At 69.5% G+C, this 15340-nt stretch carries 16 protein-coding genes; 7 read left to right on the forward strand and 9 right to left on the reverse strand.

The window, feature by feature from the left end; genetic code table 11:
- Positions 1 to 2: 2 nt before the first annotated feature.
- Together G9C85_RS07385 and carB are read right to left on the reverse strand one after the other, a co-directional pair.
- Complete coding sequence (locus G9C85_RS07385) at positions 3 to 509, reverse strand: hypothetical protein (RefSeq protein ID WP_166038416.1); 507 nt, start codon at positions 507 to 509, stop codon at positions 3 to 5.
- Between the two features lie 110 nt (positions 510 to 619).
- Positions 620 to 3793, reverse strand: coding sequence for a carbamoyl-phosphate synthase large subunit (carB, locus tag G9C85_RS07390; RefSeq protein ID WP_166038418.1), 3174 nt, complete (start codon positions 3791 to 3793; stop codon positions 620 to 622).
- 172 nt (positions 3794 to 3965) lie between these two features.
- On the opposite strand from carB, the gene G9C85_RS07395 reads away from it, so the two are divergent.
- Positions 3966 to 4997: an LD-carboxypeptidase gene (locus G9C85_RS07395; RefSeq protein WP_166038420.1), complete on the forward strand. Its 1032-nt coding sequence runs from the start codon at positions 3966 to 3968 to the stop codon at positions 4995 to 4997.
- A gap of 29 nt (positions 4998 to 5026) precedes the next feature.
- On the opposite strand, the gene G9C85_RS07400 is transcribed toward G9C85_RS07395, so the two are convergent.
- The 5 genes from G9C85_RS07400 to G9C85_RS07420 form a co-directional block, all read right to left on the reverse strand.
- Positions 5027 to 5248, reverse strand: coding sequence for a hypothetical protein (locus G9C85_RS07400; protein ID WP_166038982.1), 222 nt, complete (start codon positions 5246 to 5248; stop codon positions 5027 to 5029).
- Between the two features lie 118 nt (positions 5249 to 5366).
- On the reverse strand, positions 5367 to 5906 hold the full coding sequence (locus G9C85_RS07405) for a DUF5815 family protein (RefSeq protein ID WP_166038422.1): 540 nt from the start codon (positions 5904 to 5906) through the stop codon (positions 5367 to 5369).
- Positions 5907 to 6030: 124 nt separating this feature from the next.
- Complete coding sequence (locus G9C85_RS07410) at positions 6031 to 6450, reverse strand: hypothetical protein (RefSeq protein WP_166038424.1); 420 nt, start codon at positions 6448 to 6450, stop codon at positions 6031 to 6033.
- 206 nt (positions 6451 to 6656) lie between these two features.
- Positions 6657 to 6881, reverse strand: coding sequence for a hypothetical protein (locus tag G9C85_RS07415; RefSeq protein ID WP_166038426.1), 225 nt, complete (start codon positions 6879 to 6881; stop codon positions 6657 to 6659).
- Between the two features lie 138 nt (positions 6882 to 7019).
- On the reverse strand, positions 7020 to 8264 hold the full coding sequence (locus G9C85_RS07420; protein ID WP_166038428.1) for an NAD(P)/FAD-dependent oxidoreductase: 1245 nt from the start codon (positions 8262 to 8264) through the stop codon (positions 7020 to 7022).
- Positions 8265 to 8533: 269 nt separating this feature from the next.
- Between G9C85_RS07420 and G9C85_RS07425 the strand changes: the two genes are divergently transcribed.
- Positions 8534 to 9106: a DUF6149 family protein gene (locus G9C85_RS07425; RefSeq protein WP_166038430.1), complete on the forward strand. Its 573-nt coding sequence runs from the start codon at positions 8534 to 8536 to the stop codon at positions 9104 to 9106.
- Positions 9107 to 9277: 171 nt separating this feature from the next.
- Here the strand turns inward: G9C85_RS07425 and G9C85_RS07430 are convergent, their stop codons facing one another.
- Positions 9278 to 10666, reverse strand: coding sequence for an NAD(P)/FAD-dependent oxidoreductase (locus tag G9C85_RS07430; RefSeq protein ID WP_166038432.1), 1389 nt, complete (start codon positions 10664 to 10666; stop codon positions 9278 to 9280).
- A gap of 144 nt (positions 10667 to 10810) precedes the next feature.
- Here G9C85_RS07430 and G9C85_RS07435 point away from each other — a divergent pair, with 144 nt between their 5' ends.
- The 3 genes from G9C85_RS07435 (at position 10811) to G9C85_RS07445 (ending at position 12433) form a co-directional block, all read left to right on the forward strand.
- Complete coding sequence (locus G9C85_RS07435) at positions 10811 to 11692, forward strand: homoserine kinase (protein ID WP_166038434.1); 882 nt, start codon at positions 10811 to 10813, stop codon at positions 11690 to 11692.
- Positions 11693 to 11765: 73 nt separating this feature from the next.
- Positions 11766 to 12071 carry a hypothetical protein gene (locus tag G9C85_RS07440; protein WP_166038436.1) on the forward strand — a complete coding sequence of 102 codons (306 nt, stop codon included), beginning with the start codon at positions 11766 to 11768 and terminating at the stop codon, positions 12069 to 12071.
- Positions 12068 to 12433: a hypothetical protein gene (locus tag G9C85_RS07445; RefSeq protein ID WP_166038438.1), complete on the forward strand. Its 366-nt coding sequence runs from the start codon at positions 12068 to 12070 to the stop codon at positions 12431 to 12433. Before G9C85_RS07440 ends, G9C85_RS07445 begins: the two co-directional genes overlap by 4 nt.
- Positions 12434 to 12466: 33 nt before the next feature.
- On the opposite strand, the gene G9C85_RS07450 is transcribed toward G9C85_RS07445, so the two are convergent.
- The gene (locus G9C85_RS07450; protein WP_166038440.1) at positions 12467 to 12679 is read right to left on the reverse strand and encodes a hypothetical protein; all 213 of its coding nucleotides are present in this window, start codon (positions 12677 to 12679) and stop codon (positions 12467 to 12469) included.
- 119 nt (positions 12680 to 12798) lie between these two features.
- Here G9C85_RS07450 and G9C85_RS07455 point away from each other — a divergent pair, with 119 nt between their 5' ends.
- Both G9C85_RS07455 and G9C85_RS07460 read left to right on the forward strand, forming a co-directional pair.
- Complete coding sequence (locus G9C85_RS07455; protein ID WP_369680775.1) at positions 12799 to 13395, forward strand: J domain-containing protein; 597 nt, start codon at positions 12799 to 12801, stop codon at positions 13393 to 13395.
- Between the two features lie 52 nt (positions 13396 to 13447).
- Positions 13448 to 15340, forward strand: a complete 1893-nt coding sequence (locus tag G9C85_RS07460; RefSeq protein ID WP_166038442.1) for a PAS domain S-box protein — start codon at positions 13448 to 13450, stop codon at positions 15338 to 15340.

Below are 15340 nucleotides of genomic sequence, written 5' to 3' on the forward strand. Positions count from 1 at the left end.
GGTCAGTACGTCACCGACAGTCCGTCGCGCTGGAAGCTGTTCGTCGTGTAGTCGATCAGGCCGACCATCTCGCGGACGGTGAGGAAGTTCGTCGAATCGTTCGACCCCTCTGGGAGGTGGTACCTGACGCCATCGGGCTCGTACTCGGCGACGATCGCCTTGTGGATCCCCGAGTGTTCGTCGAGGAGTTCGCAACGGATCGCGTCGAGGTCGTCGTTCGCGTCGTCGTACTTGTCCTCGAGGATCGCCTGCCGGACGTCGTCCTGGGCGTCGAGACCGAGCGCTTCGGGCCGGTACGCTCGCGGTCTCCCGAAGTCGTTCGCGACAAACGCGACGAGGTCGCCCGCGACGTCGTCGTTCAGCCGTCGAACGTCCGCCACGACCGCGCTCTCGTCGAAGAACTCGACGTCGTTCCGGCGCCCCCGGAGCCGCGTCATCTCCTCGCGAAGGAGCTCGTACTTCCGGTTCGAATCCGTCGCGTCGACGTACGCGTCCACCCAGTCGGTCATCGTCTCCGAGTCCGGTCGCGACCGTGATAACGCTCGCCCACGTTCGCGAACGAGTCACACGGAGAGTTCGGTCGTCGGCCCGCGGCCCCATCCGGGGTTGGCGCGCGGCCCTATCCCCAGTCCTCGGTCCTGCGCGGACGCTCGCTCACCGGGAGCACCTCCAGGTCGCCGTCGCGCACCGCGAGTCCGTCGAGGTACGCCTCGGCGGCGGCCTCCGTGGAGAGGTACGCGACGTCCTCCTCGACCGCGGTCGTGAGCGCGTCGCGGTCGTCGCTCACGAGCAGGTCGACCGCGCCGTCGATGATCGCCTGCGGAACGTCCTCGAACTCGACGACCGTGAAGAACTCCCCGAAGCGCTCGGGGAGGTCGCCCGCGTCGCCGTCGAGGCTCACGACGGCCTTTCCGCCCGTGTTCACCGCGTTCCCGGCGGCGTCTTGGGCCTTCCAGTACGCCATCCCGAACGAACTCGCCGTCCCCATGACCTCGCCGGTCGACTTCATCTCCGGCCCGAGGCGCGGATCCGAGTTCGGCAAGCGGTCGAACGGCAGCACGACCTCTTTGACCGAGTAGTGCTCGGGTACCTGCTCGGCGACGTCCAGCGACTCGAGGGTCTCGCCGGCCATCACCTTCGCTGCGACCTTCGCGATCGGAACCCCCGTCGCCTTCGACACGTACGGTACCGTGCGCGACGAACGCGGGTTCGCTTCGAGGACGTACACCTCGCCGTCCTTGACGGCGAGCTGGACGTTCAGGAGCCCGACGGTGTCGAGCGCGCTCGCGATGTCCTCGACGACCCCGCGAACGCGTTCGGTCGTCTCGTCGTCCAGCGACCGCGGCGGGATGACGCAGGCCGAGTCGCCCGAGTGGACGCCAGCGGACTCGACGTGCTCCATGATGCCGCCCAGCAGGACGTCCTCGCCGTCGCTCACGGCGTCGACGTCCAGCTCGATCGCGCCCGCGAGGAACTCGTCCACGAGGATCGGCTTGTCCGGGGAGACCCTGACGGCCTCCTCGACGTACTCCTTCAGCTCCTCGTCGTCGTGCACGACCTCCATCGCGCGCCCGCCGAGCACGTAGGAGGGCCGGACGAGCACCGGATAACCGATGTCGCGCGCGAGGTCGAGTGCTTCCGCCTCGCTCGTCGCCGACCCGCCCTCGGGCTGTGCGATCCCGAGCTCGTCCATGAGGACGTTGAAGCGATCGCGGTCCTCCGCGAGGTCCATCGCCTCCACGCTCGTCCCCAGCACCTCGCAGTCCAGGCCGCGGCGCGCCAGCTCGTCTTCTAGCGGTTCGCCCACGTTCACGGACGTCTGCCCGCCGAACTGCACCATCACACCGTCCGCGTCCGTCGCCGCGACGACGTCCGCGATCTCCTCGGCCGTGATCGGCTCGAAGAACAGCCCGTCGCTCGTGTCGTAGTCCGTACTGACCGTCTCCGGGTTGTTGTTCACGACGTGCGCGTCGATGCCCAGTTCCTCCAGGGCCTGGACGGCGTGGACCGAGCAGTAGTCGAACTCGACGCCCTGCCCGATGCGGATCGGGCCGCCGCCGACGACGACCACGCTCTCCATCTCCGGGTCCACCTGGAGCTCGTTCCGGTACCGGCTCTGGGCGAATCCGGGCTCGCGCGCCGAGTAGTAGTACGGCGTCGACGCCGCGAACTCGCCCGCGCACGTGTCCACTTGCTTGAACGACCGGTCCGGCGTCGCGTCCTCGACGGCGTCCAGCGTCGACGCCGCGTCGCCGCTCCCCGTCGGCGCGTCCGCGACCCGGCCGCCGTCGCTCGCCAGCTCCGCGACCTCCGCGTCCGTGAACCCGACCTCGCCCGCCGACGCGTAGTCGCCCTCGGCCGCCGACGCCGCCGCGTTCGCGACGTTCTGGAAGCGCTCCACGTACCACTCGTGGATCTCCGTCATCTCGATGACCTCCTCGACCGAATAGCCGCGGTCGAACGCCTCGAAGATCGCGTACGGCCGGTCCGGACTCGGCCGCACGAGGTACTCGGATTCGAGTTCGTCGTCGGTCAATTCGGCCCAGTCGACGTCCGGCTCGTACTCCGACGAGCGAAGCGCCTTCAGCAGGCTCTCCTCGAACGTCCGCCCGATCGACATCGCCTCGCCCGTCGACTTCATCGCGGTCGACAGCTCGAAGTCCGTCTCCGGGAACTTGTCCTGGGGCCAACGGGGTACCTTCGTCACGACGTAGTCGATCGCGGGCTCGAACGCCGCCGTCGTCTCGCCCGTGATCTCGTTGTCGATCTCGTGCAGGCGCTTGCCGAGCGCGACCTTCGCCGTGACGCGCGCGATCGGGTAGCCCGTCGCCTTCGACGCGAGCGCGGACGAGCGCGAGACGCGCGGGTTCACCTCGACGACGCGGTACTCGCCGCCGGGCGTGCCGTCGTCGCGCCACGCGTGCTGGATGTTACAGCCGCCCTCGATGCCGAGTTCGCGGATGACCTTCAGCGCGCTGTCGCGCATCTGCTGGTGGCCCTCGTCCGGGATGACCTGACTCGGCGTGACGACCGTGGACTCGCCGGTGTGGATGCCCATCGGGTCGATGTTCTCCATGTTGCAGATGATGATGCAGGAGTCGTCGCCGTCCCGCATCACCTCGTACTCGAGCTCGACCCAGCCGTCGATGCTCTCCGTGATCATCACCTCGTCGTTCCGCGAGAGCCGGAGGCCCTTGCGGACGCGCTCCTTGAGTTCGTCCATCTCCTCGACGACGCCGGACCCGGCGCCGCCGAGCGTGTACGTCGTCCGCATGATGACGGGGAGGCCGCCGACCCGTTCGACGGCGTCCTCGATCTCGTCGACGCTGTTGATGGTGACCGACTTCGGGACGGGTTCGCCGATGGACTCCATGCGCTCGCGGAACAGGTCGCGGTCCTCGGTCGCGTAGATGGTGTCCAGTGGCGTCCCCATGATGTCGACGTCGTACTCGTCGAGCACGCCTTCCTCGGCGAGTTCCGCGGTGACGTTCAGGCCGGTCTGGCCGCCGAGGCCGGCGATGACGCCGTCGGGGTTCTCGCGCGCGATGACCTCGGAGATGGCGTCGGTCGTGATCGGCTCGATGTACACCTCGTCGGCCATCTCGGGGTCGGTCATGATCGTCGCCGGGTTCGAGTTCACGAGGACGACTCGCGCGCCCTCCTCCTGGAGCGCCCGGCACGCCTGCGCGCCGGAGTAGTCGAACTCCGCGGCCTGCCCGATCTGGATGGGGCCGGAGCCGATGAGGAGGATTGTGCGTCCGTCCGCGTCGTCGGTTGGTGTCCCGCCGGTCATGGTTGCTTATCGATGTTCAGTCCGTACATCGTAATAAGACCCACGATAGATTACGAGGAGCGTAACTCGGTTTCGAAGTTCGAAATCTTGCCGCCTTTCTGCCGGTCCAGCACTCGTCAGAGAGTACCACGCGCCCCCAAGAACTACACGCTCGTCCCGTACAGAGAGGCGTATGCCGAAACCCGTCCAGTCACCGCCGGTCGCCGACGACCAGTCCGTCCTCGTCCTCCCGACGTCCAGTCAGGTTCCAGGCTTCGTCGTCGACCGCGCCGCCGACCGCCTCCGCAAGCGCTTCGACGTCGCGGTCGAGCGCTCGCCGCTCCTCGACGCCGACGGCCCACCCGCACCGGACGACGTCGCGAGCGCGCTCGAGGCCGCGTTCCGCGACCCGGACGTCGGCGCCGTCGTCGCCGCCAGCGGCGGCGACCGCCAGGTCCGCGTCCTCGAACACCTCGACCGCGACGCGCTCGCCGCGAACCCGACGCGGTTCTTCGGCATCAGCGACAACACGAACCTCCACTGCGCGCTCGCGAGCGCGGACGTCGTCTCCTACTACGGCGGCCAGTGCCTCCCCGGCCTCGCGCTCGACAACGCGCTCGCCGACTACACCGCAGAGTACCTCGAGCGCGCGCTATTCGACGAATCGCTCGGCGTCGTCGAACCCGCCGACAGCTACACCGACGGCCACTTCGACTTCGAGACCGAGGAACCGCGCGAGTGGCGACCCGCACACGGCTGGACGTGGAACGGCTTCGACGGCCCCGTCACCGGCCGCGTGCGGGGTGGCTGTCTCGAGGTCCTCGAGTGGGTCGCCGCCGCCGACCCCGCGGGCGACCTCGTCCCCGCCAGCGAACCCGCCCACGACGACGGCCGCGTCCTCCTCGTCGAGACGAGCGAGGAACTCCCGTCGCCAGCGCACGTCCGCAGGGTCCTCCAGAACCTCGGCGCCCGCGGCACGCTCGACGACCTCGACGCCGTCCTCGTCGGCCGCCCGAAGACCCGCCACGAGGACAGCCCGCCCCAGAGCGAGCGCGACGCCTACCGCCGCCATCAGCGGACCGCGATCGCCGAGACCGTCCGCGACTACGCGGACGCACCCATCCTGTTCGACTTCGACGTCGGTCACACCGACCCGCACGTCCCAGTCCCACTCGGCGCACGCGTCACGCTCGACCCGCGAGAAGAATCCGTCACCTTCCACTGACGTCACCCGAGCGATCCCTCGCCGCCCCGCTACCGGTCCACGAACCGATACCGGTACGGCGGATCGTCGCCGACCACTTCGACCGCGCCCGACTCCGCGCGCCGCCCCAGGACGGTCGCGACGCGATGCGTACTCTCGACGTCGACGTCGTGCTCGTCGAGGACGGCGACGATCTCGCTCGCCGACAGCGGCTCGTCGACGCCGGCACTCGCCAGTACGTCGCGGATGCGCTCGAACTCGCCGTGGTCCACGGGAGTCACACGCGAACGCACGTACGCAACAGGGATAAAACGACGCCCCGAGTGCGACAGATTCGCACGACGAACGCGCTTCGTCGCGGTGTCGCCTCTCACAGCGCGGCCTCGCTCCTCACAGCGCGCTGTCGTGCTCGTCGGCGAAGTCCCGCTGCGCGCGGTACGCGTCGACGAACTCCGCAACGTCGAACTCCAGCATCTGTTGCTCGAACTCCTGGACGGCGTTCTGGTCCTCCGCGTGACTCACCGCGTGCTCCATGAGTTCGACGACGAGTTCCACGACGATCTCGTGGAGGCGCCGCGAGTCGAACTCCGTCACCCACACCATCGTATAGCCGACGCTCCCGTCGTCGCTCACGTCCTTCACGGCGACCGCGTCCGGGAACTCCTCCAGGACGACGCCCATCAGATGGACGGTCCCGAACTCCTCGAAGTCGTCCGCCGGCTCGACGGTCTCCCGGAGGACGGCGACGAGGCTCTCCGGGAAGAAGCGCGACGGCGGGTGGACGTCCTGCACGACCGCGTGCGTGCCCCCGCACGCGCACTCGAACTCGCGGACGCCCATGTCGAGGTCTTTCACGTCGACGCGCTCGCCACAGGACAGCTCCAGTGCGCTACTCGGCGCGTCGTCCCCCGGAACCCGCGGCTCAGGCATACCAGTCGGTTCGGAACGAACGCCTAAAAGCAGCGCGACTCCCGGTCGTGGCCGTCCCGCGTCGCCATGCGAGCGGCCGACTGCCGGTCGCTACGGCCAGTCGTCCCGAACGAGCGACCGGTCGCTACGGCCAGTCGTCCCGAACCGGCTCCTCCTCGGCGGCCGCGTCGTCGCCGACGTCGCTCGCGAGCGGCCACTCCGCGGCGTCGGCCGCGTCCTCCACGGGGAGGTACTCCCAGCCGACGCGGTCGGCGAGGTCCGCGTCGTCGTCGTCCGTCCCGACGAACACGTGCCGGTCCGTGTCGAACTGGTCGTGGACGCTGTCGAGGCTCTCCTCGCGACCGCGCGGGCCGCTGAAGAAGTCCTGGCGGACGCGGTTCTTCCGCGTGAAGTTCGTGACGACGTACGTCGGTTCGTCCGAGACGACGCCGACGTACTTCGCCCAGCCTCGCGCGTCGTCGAAGACGGCCTCCGGGTCCGCGAGCGCCTGCAGCGCCGACAGCTCGAAGGCGAGCGTCATCGTGCCACTATCGGGACCGTTCATGCAAGAGGATGGCCGCCCGTCGCGAAAGAACGTGTCGGTCTGGGGTGGCTCGTGCCGGATCGAGTCGGCCCGGCGTCCGGCGGCATCGGCCACGCTGACGCGAGTCGCCAGCGCGATGCGTGCCGCTTCCGCGTCGGCGTCGAGAATTCGCGTCGGCGTCGAGAACGCCGCCTCCCTCCTGCTCCCCAGTGAACGCCCCTCGCCCCCTAGACGCGTTCGACGCGGAGGTAATCTGTCGACACCACGACGTCGCCGGCGGACAGTCGCGTCCTCGAGGCCGGTACCTCGACTGTCTCCCCCGTGCTCCTCCCGGCGATGCGCCGGTAGGTTCGATCCTCGAGTTGGTCGACGTGCTTCGCGGTGGCGTCCGCCGGGACGGATTCGGTACGGCGCAAACGCAAGCCATCGCTCGTGGTGTCACAGACTGCCATGGGGCGTGGTACAGTATGGCACGCTTTCTGATAAAGTTTGGCGTCGACCACTTCACGAATCACGACGAACCCCCACCGACTATCGCGGCCCCACCGCTATCGGTCACAGTCGACGAAGCGAAGAACGAGACGACCGACTTACTGCTCGGCTTCCGGCGCGTCCAGCCGATCCAGGTCGAGTTCCTCGTCGAGCAGGACCTCCTTCTGGCCGGCGAGGTCGCGCTGCTCGCGAGCGAGCTTCTTCAGCTTCGTCTGCGGCGCCAAGTCCCCGATGAGGACGCCACCGATGACCTTCCCGTCCTTGAACACGACGCGACGCCACTCCGTCTCGGAGTACTTCTGCTCCACGTAGTCGTCGCCGAGCGTCGGATGCCCGAACGAGAGGAACGGGAAGTCGAAGTGCGTGATCGAGTACGACGACACCCACTCGAACACCTCCGACTTGGCGTCCGCGACCATGTTCTTCGCCGCAACCTGTCCCTGCTCCTTCGCCGACCCCCACGAGCCGTTCTGGGCCTGCTCGCCCAGGATGACGTCGTGGAACTGCGTCAGGTCGCCCGCCGCGTACACGTCCTCGACGTTCGTCTGCATGTACTCGTCGACGACGATCCCGTCGTCCAGCTCGATGTCGGTCCCGCGGAGGAACTCCGTGTTGAAGTTCAGGCCGATGGCGACGCCGACGAACTCCCCGTCGTACTCCACGCCGTTCGGGTCGACCGCACCCGTCACCGTGCCGTCGTCGTCGACCGTGAACCGGTCGACGCCGGACTGGAACACCGGCTCCACGCCCTTCTCGCGCAGGCCGTCGTGGATGATCTCCGCGCCCTCCTCGCTGAGCGCGTACCGCCACCAGCAGTCTCCACGCATCAGGTACTTCGCGTCCACGTCCTGCGCGCCACAGATCGCCGCCAGGTCGATCCCGAGCAGACCAGCCCCCACCACGAGCCCGGTCTCGGCCTCGCTCGCGTGCTCCTCGATCCCGCGCGCGTCCTGGAACGTCCAGAAGTGATGGACGCCCTCGGCGTCCGAGTTCTCCACGGGCAGCTGCGTCGGCGTCCCACCGGTCGCGACCAGCAGCTTGTCGTACTCGATGACGTTACCGGCGTGCGTCTCGATCTCGTGCCCGTCCGTGTCGACGTGCGTGACGTGCGTGTTCAGTTCCAGTTCGATGTCCCGCTCCTCGTACCACCCGTCGTCGTGGATGGAGATCGGTGCCTCGGGCATCTTGCCCTTCGCGAACTCCTTTATGAGGATGCGATTGTAGAGGGCCTCCCCCTCGTCCGTGATGACGGTGATGTCGGCGTCGGGTGCCTCCTCGCGGAGTGTCTCGGCCGCTGACGACCCCGCGATCCCATCGCCGATGATCACGTACGAATCGGTCATGTCCGAACGGTTCGGTACGGGGGTTAAAGTGGGTTGCTATCTGCGTAAACGCGCGACGAGGCGGATCTCGTTCCGGGAGACGGCGGCGGGGTTGGCGGCGGCAACGGCGACCGCGCTCGACGCTCGCGACGACGCCGCCGGCCGCCGGTAGTCGTCGAGTGTCGGACGGTAGCATCGCGTTACCGAGACCCAGACCGCGCCCCGCACGCCGCTACGGGGTACCGCCAGCGGGACGTTCTTGGTAACGCAGTCCCAACCCCCGACTAGTCATGAAGATCCGCCAGAACGTCACGCACTTCGCGTTCAAGCAGGCGCTCACGGCGCCCGTGCTCGGCGACGTCGCTCGCGGGAAGCTCGTGGACATGCACACGGACATCTTCCTCGAGAAGGCCGACGCCGACCACCGCGAAGCGCGCCGCGAGCACCTCGACGACTTCTTCGCGGCGACGATGGACGCGTACGTCGCCGCGCTCGACTACTACCCGGAGGCGAAAGCTCGGGAGATAACGCACGTCCAGGCGAACTTCGACTTCTACAACCACGGCTGGACGGAGATGATGGAGTTCCCGACCGACGAGCTCGACGCCCACTACGACCGGTACGCGGAGTTCTTCGAGGACCACGGCGTCACGATCGACGACCCCCTGGGGGAGTTCGCGCCGCCGGGCGGCGTCGCGGACGCGCCGTCGACGCCGGAGCAGCTCGACGACCCAGAGCATCCCTACGCCGAAGGCGGGTTCGCGGACGACGTGTACGTCGAGACCGCCGACGGCGACGTCGTCGTCGGCGGCCAGGACGAGCCCGAGGACGTCGACCCCGAGGAGCACGTCACCGGCGAGTGAGCGGTCGACCGACTCCCTGCCGTTCTCGGACGAACGTTCAAGTGCGAAGCCGCGGCCACGAGCGACGTGTCCTGACCGAGAGCGCGCGAGCGGTCGAGACGGGAGTGCGATGCACCCTCGCGCGAATACCGACCGCGTGCCGCCGTCGTCGACGGTGACGGCGTCCCACCCCTACCGCATCGCCTGTTCGCCAGCTTCCTCCACAACTCGCGCCGCGTCGTCGATGCGGTCCGCGCACTCGAACCCGGCGACGATCCCGCCGTTCAGCGAGCGCTCGGGGTACTGTGCGCGACTCGCCATGCCCGCGTAGTAGACGCCGTCGGCGACGCCCGTCGCGTCCGCGCCGAGGTCGTAGGGGACGACCATGTCGAGGTAGCCGCGCTCGTAGACGGGCGCAGCACGTGGGTTCCGCGAGATCCGGACGGACTCGACCATCTCCTCGTCGAACCGGTCGGGGAACATCTCCGCGACGTGCTCGAGCCAGCGGCGCTCGACCTCGTCGTCGTCGGCCTGCCAGAGCCACTCCTCCGGCGACTGCACGTAGCTCGCGACGTACAGCAGGTGGTCGCCGCCGTAGCGTTCCGGGGGGACGAAGTTCGTGTGCTCGATGAGCGCGCCGAACGGCGCGTCGTGCGCGACGTTCAGCCAGTACGTCTCGTCCATCAGCGACTCGTTCAGCGTGACGACCGCGCAGACCGCGCCCTGGAAGTCGATGTCGCACGTGTAACCGGTGAGGTCCTCGAGGACGTTCGGCATCGCCGCGACGACCACGCTGTCGACGTCGTGACGCTCGCGTCCGGCCGCGGTCTCGACGGTAAGGGACTCGACCGCGCCAGCGCCCCCCTCACGCCCCTCTCCTCCCGTATCGATGTCGACGACGCGCGCACCCGTCTGGACGTTCTCCCGACCGACGCCCTCGATGAGCGCGTCGATGAGCACCGCGAAGCTCCCGTCGAAGTACCCGAGCTGTTCGCCCTTGAGGAGGTCGCGTTCGCCGCGGAACTTGATCCGCCCCAGGAGCCACGCCGCCGACACGTCGTCCTTCCGGTCGCCGAACTTGGCATCCAGCAGGGGTTCGAAGAAGTTCTCGTACACGCCGCGGGTGGTGTGCTCGACGAGGAACTCGCGGATTGGGACGTCCTCGTACGCCTCGAGGTCGTCGTACGTGTCGAAGGAGGGAATGCCGCCGCGGACGTCCACCTCCATCGTGAGCATCCCGAGACGGAACTTGTCGTAGAGGCTCATGTGGGGGTACGCGGCGATCTCCCAGATCGTGTTCAGGGGGTGGACGACGCCGTCGACGTAGTAGCCGTCGTTGCCGTAGATCCACTCGACGCGGTCGCCGACGCCGAGGTCCTCTGCGAGTTCGACGATGGTCTCCTCGCTCTTCGAGAGGTGGTGGTAGAACTTCTCGATTGGGTCGCCGCTCGTCTCGTAGACGGCGGCGAGCCCGCCGAGGTCGTCGCTCGCCTCGAAGACGCGGACGTCGTGGCCGCGTTCCTGGAGTCGGTGTGCGGCGGCGAGTCCGGCGATGCCGCCACCGACGATGCCGACAGTCATGTTCGAACGTGCGATGCCGGTCGGTATGGGTCTGTTGGAGTGTTCGCGGCGGCCAAGGGGAGCGCCGGCCGTTCCGAGGGAGCGAACGGACGGGTCGTTGCGGTCTCCGCTAGGTTTTTCGTGGGGGCCGGGTAAGTCGGGGGCATGCTGACGGTTCGGGCACCGGCGAGTTCGGCGAACCTCGGGAGTGGGTTCGACGTGTTCGGCGTGGCGCTGGGGGTGCCCGCGGACGTGGTGCGCGTGGAGCGCGCCGACGAGACGAGTATCACGGTGACGGGCGTCGGGAGCGAGTACATCCCGGAGGACCCGGCGGGGAACACGGTCGGCGCGGTCGCGGAGGCCCTGGACGCGCCGGCGCACATCCACATCGACAAGGGCGTGCGGCCGGCGTCGGGGCTTGGGTCGTCGGCCGCGTCGGCGGCGGCGGCGGCGGTCGCGTTGAACGAACTGTACGACCGCGGGCGCTCTCGGGAGGAACTCGTGCACGTGGCGGCGAAGGGCGAGGCGGTGGTTTCGGGGGACGCGCACGCGGACAACGTCGCACCGTCGATCCTCGGCGGGTTCACGATCGCGCGCGACGACGGCGTGCTGCAGGTGGACGCGTCCGTGTCGCTCGTCGCGTGCCTGCCGGAGGTCGTGGTGTCGACGCGGGACGCGCGGGACGTGGTGCCGGCGTCGGCGTCGATGGACGACGTGGTTCGGACGGTCGGGTCGGCAGCGACGCTCGTCTCCGGGATGCACCGCGACGACCCGGAGCTGGTCGGGCGGGGACTGGAGGAAGACGTCGTGACGCCGAAGCGGTCGGCGCTCGTCGACGGCTACGACGACGTGAAGGCGGCGGCGCTCGCGTCGGGCGCGACGGGCGTGACGGTGAGTGGCGCTGGCCCGAGCGTGCTGGCGGTGTGCCGGGAGCGCGACCGGCGCGGCGTCGCGGGCGCGATGGTCGAGGCGTTCGAGGACGCGGACGTGTCGGCTCGCGCCTACCAGACGGAGATCGGGCAGGGGGCGACCGTCTACCGGGACTGAGTGTCGGTTCGGTCCACTGGTGGTCGCCTCCACTGGAGGGGTTTTATCACGATTGGGCGTGTTAGTGGTTCGCATGGCTACGCGGAGCGGTCGGCCGTTCGCCAGCGCGCCCCTCGACGGCGTCGTCAGGTCGCTGTACAGCGCTGGGCTCGCGCTAATCGGCGTCGGGTTCGTCGCGGGCGTTCTCGCATCGGCGTCCGTCCTGGAGGCGACCGGGTCCGTGTCGCGGACCGCGGCGACGACGACCGGAGCGCTGGGCGGCCCCCTGGTCGGCGTCGGCGCGGAGTCCGTCGTCCTCCACCTCGCGGCGGTCGCGGTCGCGGCGGGCGTCTGGCTCGTCGGCGCGGGACTCGTCGTGGACGGCCTCGTCGAGTCGTGACCGCCGGCAGTGACGCGCTCGCGGCGGCGGGCGTCCTCGGTCTCGTCGCCGTCGCGGTGGTCGCAGTAGACGTCATCTTCGCACCGGTCGCGGTCTTCGCCGGAGCTGCGGGTGCGGTCGGGTTGGAACTGTTCGCGAGCGTTCGCGCCGCCCGCGTCAGGGCGGTCTGGACGCGACGGGGCGTCCGGGCAGTAGCGGTCGTGCTCGGCGTCGCGGTCGTCGCCGTCGCCACCATCGCGGTCCCGGTCTGGGGCCTGAACGCGCTCGCCGGCGGCCTCCTCGCGTACCTCGCGCTCCTCGCACTCGTCGCGGGCGGCGTCCTCCCGCCCTCGACCGACTGGTTTCGTGGACAGGGAGAGTAGGCCGGCGAGTTGGATCCCGCGTCGGCCGCCCCGTCAGAACCGGTACTCGCCCTGGACGTCGGCGTCGTCGAACTGGCGGCCGCCGTCTCGGTCCCCGTCGTCGTCGCGCGACGTCTCCGCGAGGCAGGTCGCACAGAGCCCCGGGTCGCGCTCGTAATGCGTGTCGCAGGCGAGCGCGCCGCAGCGCTCGCAGCGGTCGACCGCTTGCGCGGACTCGCAGATCTGGCACAGGCCCGAGACGCTCATGTGGACCCGTTCGCGTTCGTCGTGCAAGAGTCTGGCTGTCGCGGGCGTCTGACTGCCACGGGGGCTGGCTGTCGTTGGGAGCCGAGCGTTTTAGGCGTTCGCAGTCCCTGGCTCCGAACGTGAGGGACTCCCCGCTGCTGTTCGGGCTGGCGTCCGTGTTCGCCGGCCTGACGACGATGCTCGCGGTCGTCGCCATCGTCACGAGGGAGGCGTTCGTGCTCGCGATCGCGCTTCCCTTCGCCGCGACGGGCTACTTCATGTGGTACCAGGCGACGGGGCGGATGCGCGAGCGCGTCGCGGAGGGCGTGAACGCGGACGGCTCCCGGTTCGCCGAGCAGAAGGCTCGCGAGGGCGCCCAGCGCGGCCGGAGTCGGTTCGCGCGCGAAGCGCGCCGTCGCATCGACCGCGAGCGACGACGGCGGGCACGAGCGAGCGGGCGGCGCGCGCGGACGAGCACCGCGGGCGGCGCCGGCGCTGGTGCCGCCCGCGGCGCCAGCCGTCGCGGTGGCGATCGTGGTCGACGCGTCGCCCAGCGCGACGGGCCGAGCCTCGAGGAGGCGTACCACCGCCTGGGGCTCGACCCGGGCGCGAGCGAGGAAGCCGTCCGCGAGGCGTACCGCGAGCGCGTGAAGGACGTCCACCCCGACACCGCCGACGGCGACGAGGAGGCGTTCAAGCGCGTCACGGCCGCGTACGAGCGCCTCACCGGCGAGTAACCGCCGCCGTTAGCCCCTACGATTATGTAGCCGGAACGGATTGAGAGCCATAGTGAATCAGGGGGGTATCCGCGTCCTCCACGTCGACGACGACGAGCGCTTCGGCGCGCTCGCGGCGTCGTTCCTGGGGCGACTGGGGTCGTTCGACGTGACGACGCGAACGGGGTACGAGAGCGCGATGACTGCGGTCGACGAGGAGTCGTTCGACTGCGTCGTCTGCGACTACGACCTCGGTGCGTACGACGGCCTCGACGTCCTCGACGCGGTCCGCGAGCGCGACCCCGAGGTTCCGTTCGTGTTGTTCACCGCGAAGGGCTCGGAGCAGGTGGCGAGCGACGCCATCGCCGCCGATGCGACGGACTACCTCCAGAAGGGCAGCGGGGGACGCAGCCAGTTCGAGCTGCTCGCGAACCGCGTCGAGAGCGCGGTCGGCGAGGCCCGGACGCGCGAACGCCTGCGGTCGAACCGTCGGCGCGTCCGGCACCTCCACGAGGTCGCTCCCGAGTTCGCGCAGTGCACGAGCGCGGCGGCCGTCCACCGGACGACGGTGTCGGCCGCCGAGCGCATCCTCGACTTCGAGTGGGTGTTCGTCGCCGTCCCCGTCGACGGCCAGTTCGAGAGCCGGCCGCGCGAACACGAGGGCGCGTTCATGCTCGAAGAGCCGTTCGCGCTCGACGAGGGCATCGTCGGGGAGACGTTCCAGTCGGGCGAACCGCACGTCGTCGACGACCTCCGGGCGGAGCCGCTCGCGACGCCCGCAGACGACCAGTTCCGGTCCGGGCTGTCGGTCCCCGTCGGCGAGCAAGCGGTCCTGCAGGCGGTCAGCGACCGGACGGGGGCGTTCGACGAGTACGACCGCGAGCACGCGGAACTGCTCGCGTCGCACGCCGCGGCGGCGCTGTCGCGCATCGAGTCCGAGCAACTGTACCGGACGCTCGTCGAGCAGAGCCACGACGGCATCTACGTCTACCAGGGGTCGTCGTTCCAGTTCGTGAACGACCGCGTCGCCGAACTCACGGGGTACGCGAAGGCGGACCTGTACGAGATGGACCTGTGGTCGCTCGTCCACGAGGACGACCGCGAGAACGTCAAGGAGTCGGCGCGAGGCGCCGAGGACGGCCCGGTCGTTCGCGAGGCTCGCATCGTCAGGAAGGACGGGACGGTCCGGCACATGGCGCTGTCGACCGCGCAGATCACGTACGACGGCGAGCCGGCGTTCATGGGCGCGGCCCGGGACGTCACCGAACGCAAGCGTCACGAGCGCCAGTTAGAGCGGACGAACGAGCGCCTGGAGCAGTTCGCGAGCGTCGTCAGTCACGACCTCAAGAACCCGCTCGCGGTCGCGGAGGGGAACCTGGAGATGGCGCGTGAGACCGGCGACGACGAGCACCTCGAGAGCGCGAGCGAGGCCCTCGATCGGATGTCGACGCTCGTCACGGACGTCCTCGCGCTCGCTCGCGAGGGGAGTACGGTCGTCGACCCGGACGGGGTCTTCCTCTCGTCGGTCGCGAGCGCCGCGTGGACGGTCGTCGACACCGGCGACGCGTCGTTCGTCCTCGACGACGACGCGCACGTCCGCGCCGACGAGAACCGACTCAAGCGCCTGCTCGAGAACTGCTTCAGGAACGCGGTCGAGCACGGGACTGCGGACGGGTCGGTGACGGTGACTGTGGGTGCGCTCGAGGACGAGACCGGATTCTACGTCGCCGACGACGGTCCCGGCATCCCCGAGGGCGAGCGCGAGGCGGTGTTCGAGTCCGGCGTGACGAACAGCCCGGACGGGACCGGGTTCGGGCTCGCGATCGTCGCGGAGATCGCCGACGCGCACGAGTGGCGGGTCGGGGCGACCGAGAGCGAAGACGGCGGTGCTCGCATCGAAGTCGCGGACGTCGAGCCGGTCGCGGACGCTCGCGCGGACGCCGACGCCGTCGCCGACGACGCCTGA

This window comes from Halorubellus sp. JP-L1 (assembly GCF_011440375.1).
Lineage (GTDB): Archaea > Halobacteriota > Halobacteria > Halobacteriales > Natrialbaceae > Halorubellus.

Excerpts from the sequence above, each read along its gene's own strand:
- G9C85_RS07410 (WP_166038424.1), bottom strand. The coding sequence starts at position 6,450 with ATGAACGGTCCCGATAGTGGCACGATGACGCTCGCCTTCGAGCTGTCG.
- G9C85_RS07385 (WP_166038416.1), bottom strand. The coding sequence starts at position 509 with ATGACCGACTGGGTGGACGCGTACGTCGACGCGACGGATTCGAACCGG.
- G9C85_RS07430 (WP_166038432.1), bottom strand. The coding sequence starts at position 10,666 with ATGACTGTCGGCATCGTCGGTGGCGGCATCGCCGGACTCGCCGCCGCA.
- G9C85_RS07435 (WP_166038434.1), top strand. The coding sequence starts at position 10,811 with ATGCTGACGGTTCGGGCACCGGCGAGTTCGGCGAACCTCGGGAGTGGG.
- G9C85_RS07420 (WP_166038428.1), bottom strand. The coding sequence starts at position 8,264 with ATGACCGATTCGTACGTGATCATCGGCGATGGGATCGCGGGGTCGTCA.
- G9C85_RS07450 (WP_166038440.1), bottom strand. The coding sequence starts at position 12,679 with ATGAGCGTCTCGGGCCTGTGCCAGATCTGCGAGTCCGCGCAAGCGGTC.
- G9C85_RS07395 (WP_166038420.1), top strand. The coding sequence starts at position 3,966 with ATGCCGAAACCCGTCCAGTCACCGCCGGTCGCCGACGACCAGTCCGTC.
- carB (WP_166038418.1), bottom strand. The coding sequence starts at position 3,793 with ATGACCGGCGGGACACCAACCGACGACGCGGACGGACGCACAATCCTC.
- G9C85_RS07440 (WP_166038436.1), top strand. The coding sequence starts at position 11,766 with ATGGCTACGCGGAGCGGTCGGCCGTTCGCCAGCGCGCCCCTCGACGGC.
- G9C85_RS07415 (WP_166038426.1), bottom strand. The coding sequence starts at position 6,881 with ATGGCAGTCTGTGACACCACGAGCGATGGCTTGCGTTTGCGCCGTACC.
- G9C85_RS07405 (WP_166038422.1), bottom strand. The coding sequence starts at position 5,906 with ATGCCTGAGCCGCGGGTTCCGGGGGACGACGCGCCGAGTAGCGCACTG.
- G9C85_RS07425 (WP_166038430.1), top strand. The coding sequence starts at position 8,534 with ATGAAGATCCGCCAGAACGTCACGCACTTCGCGTTCAAGCAGGCGCTC.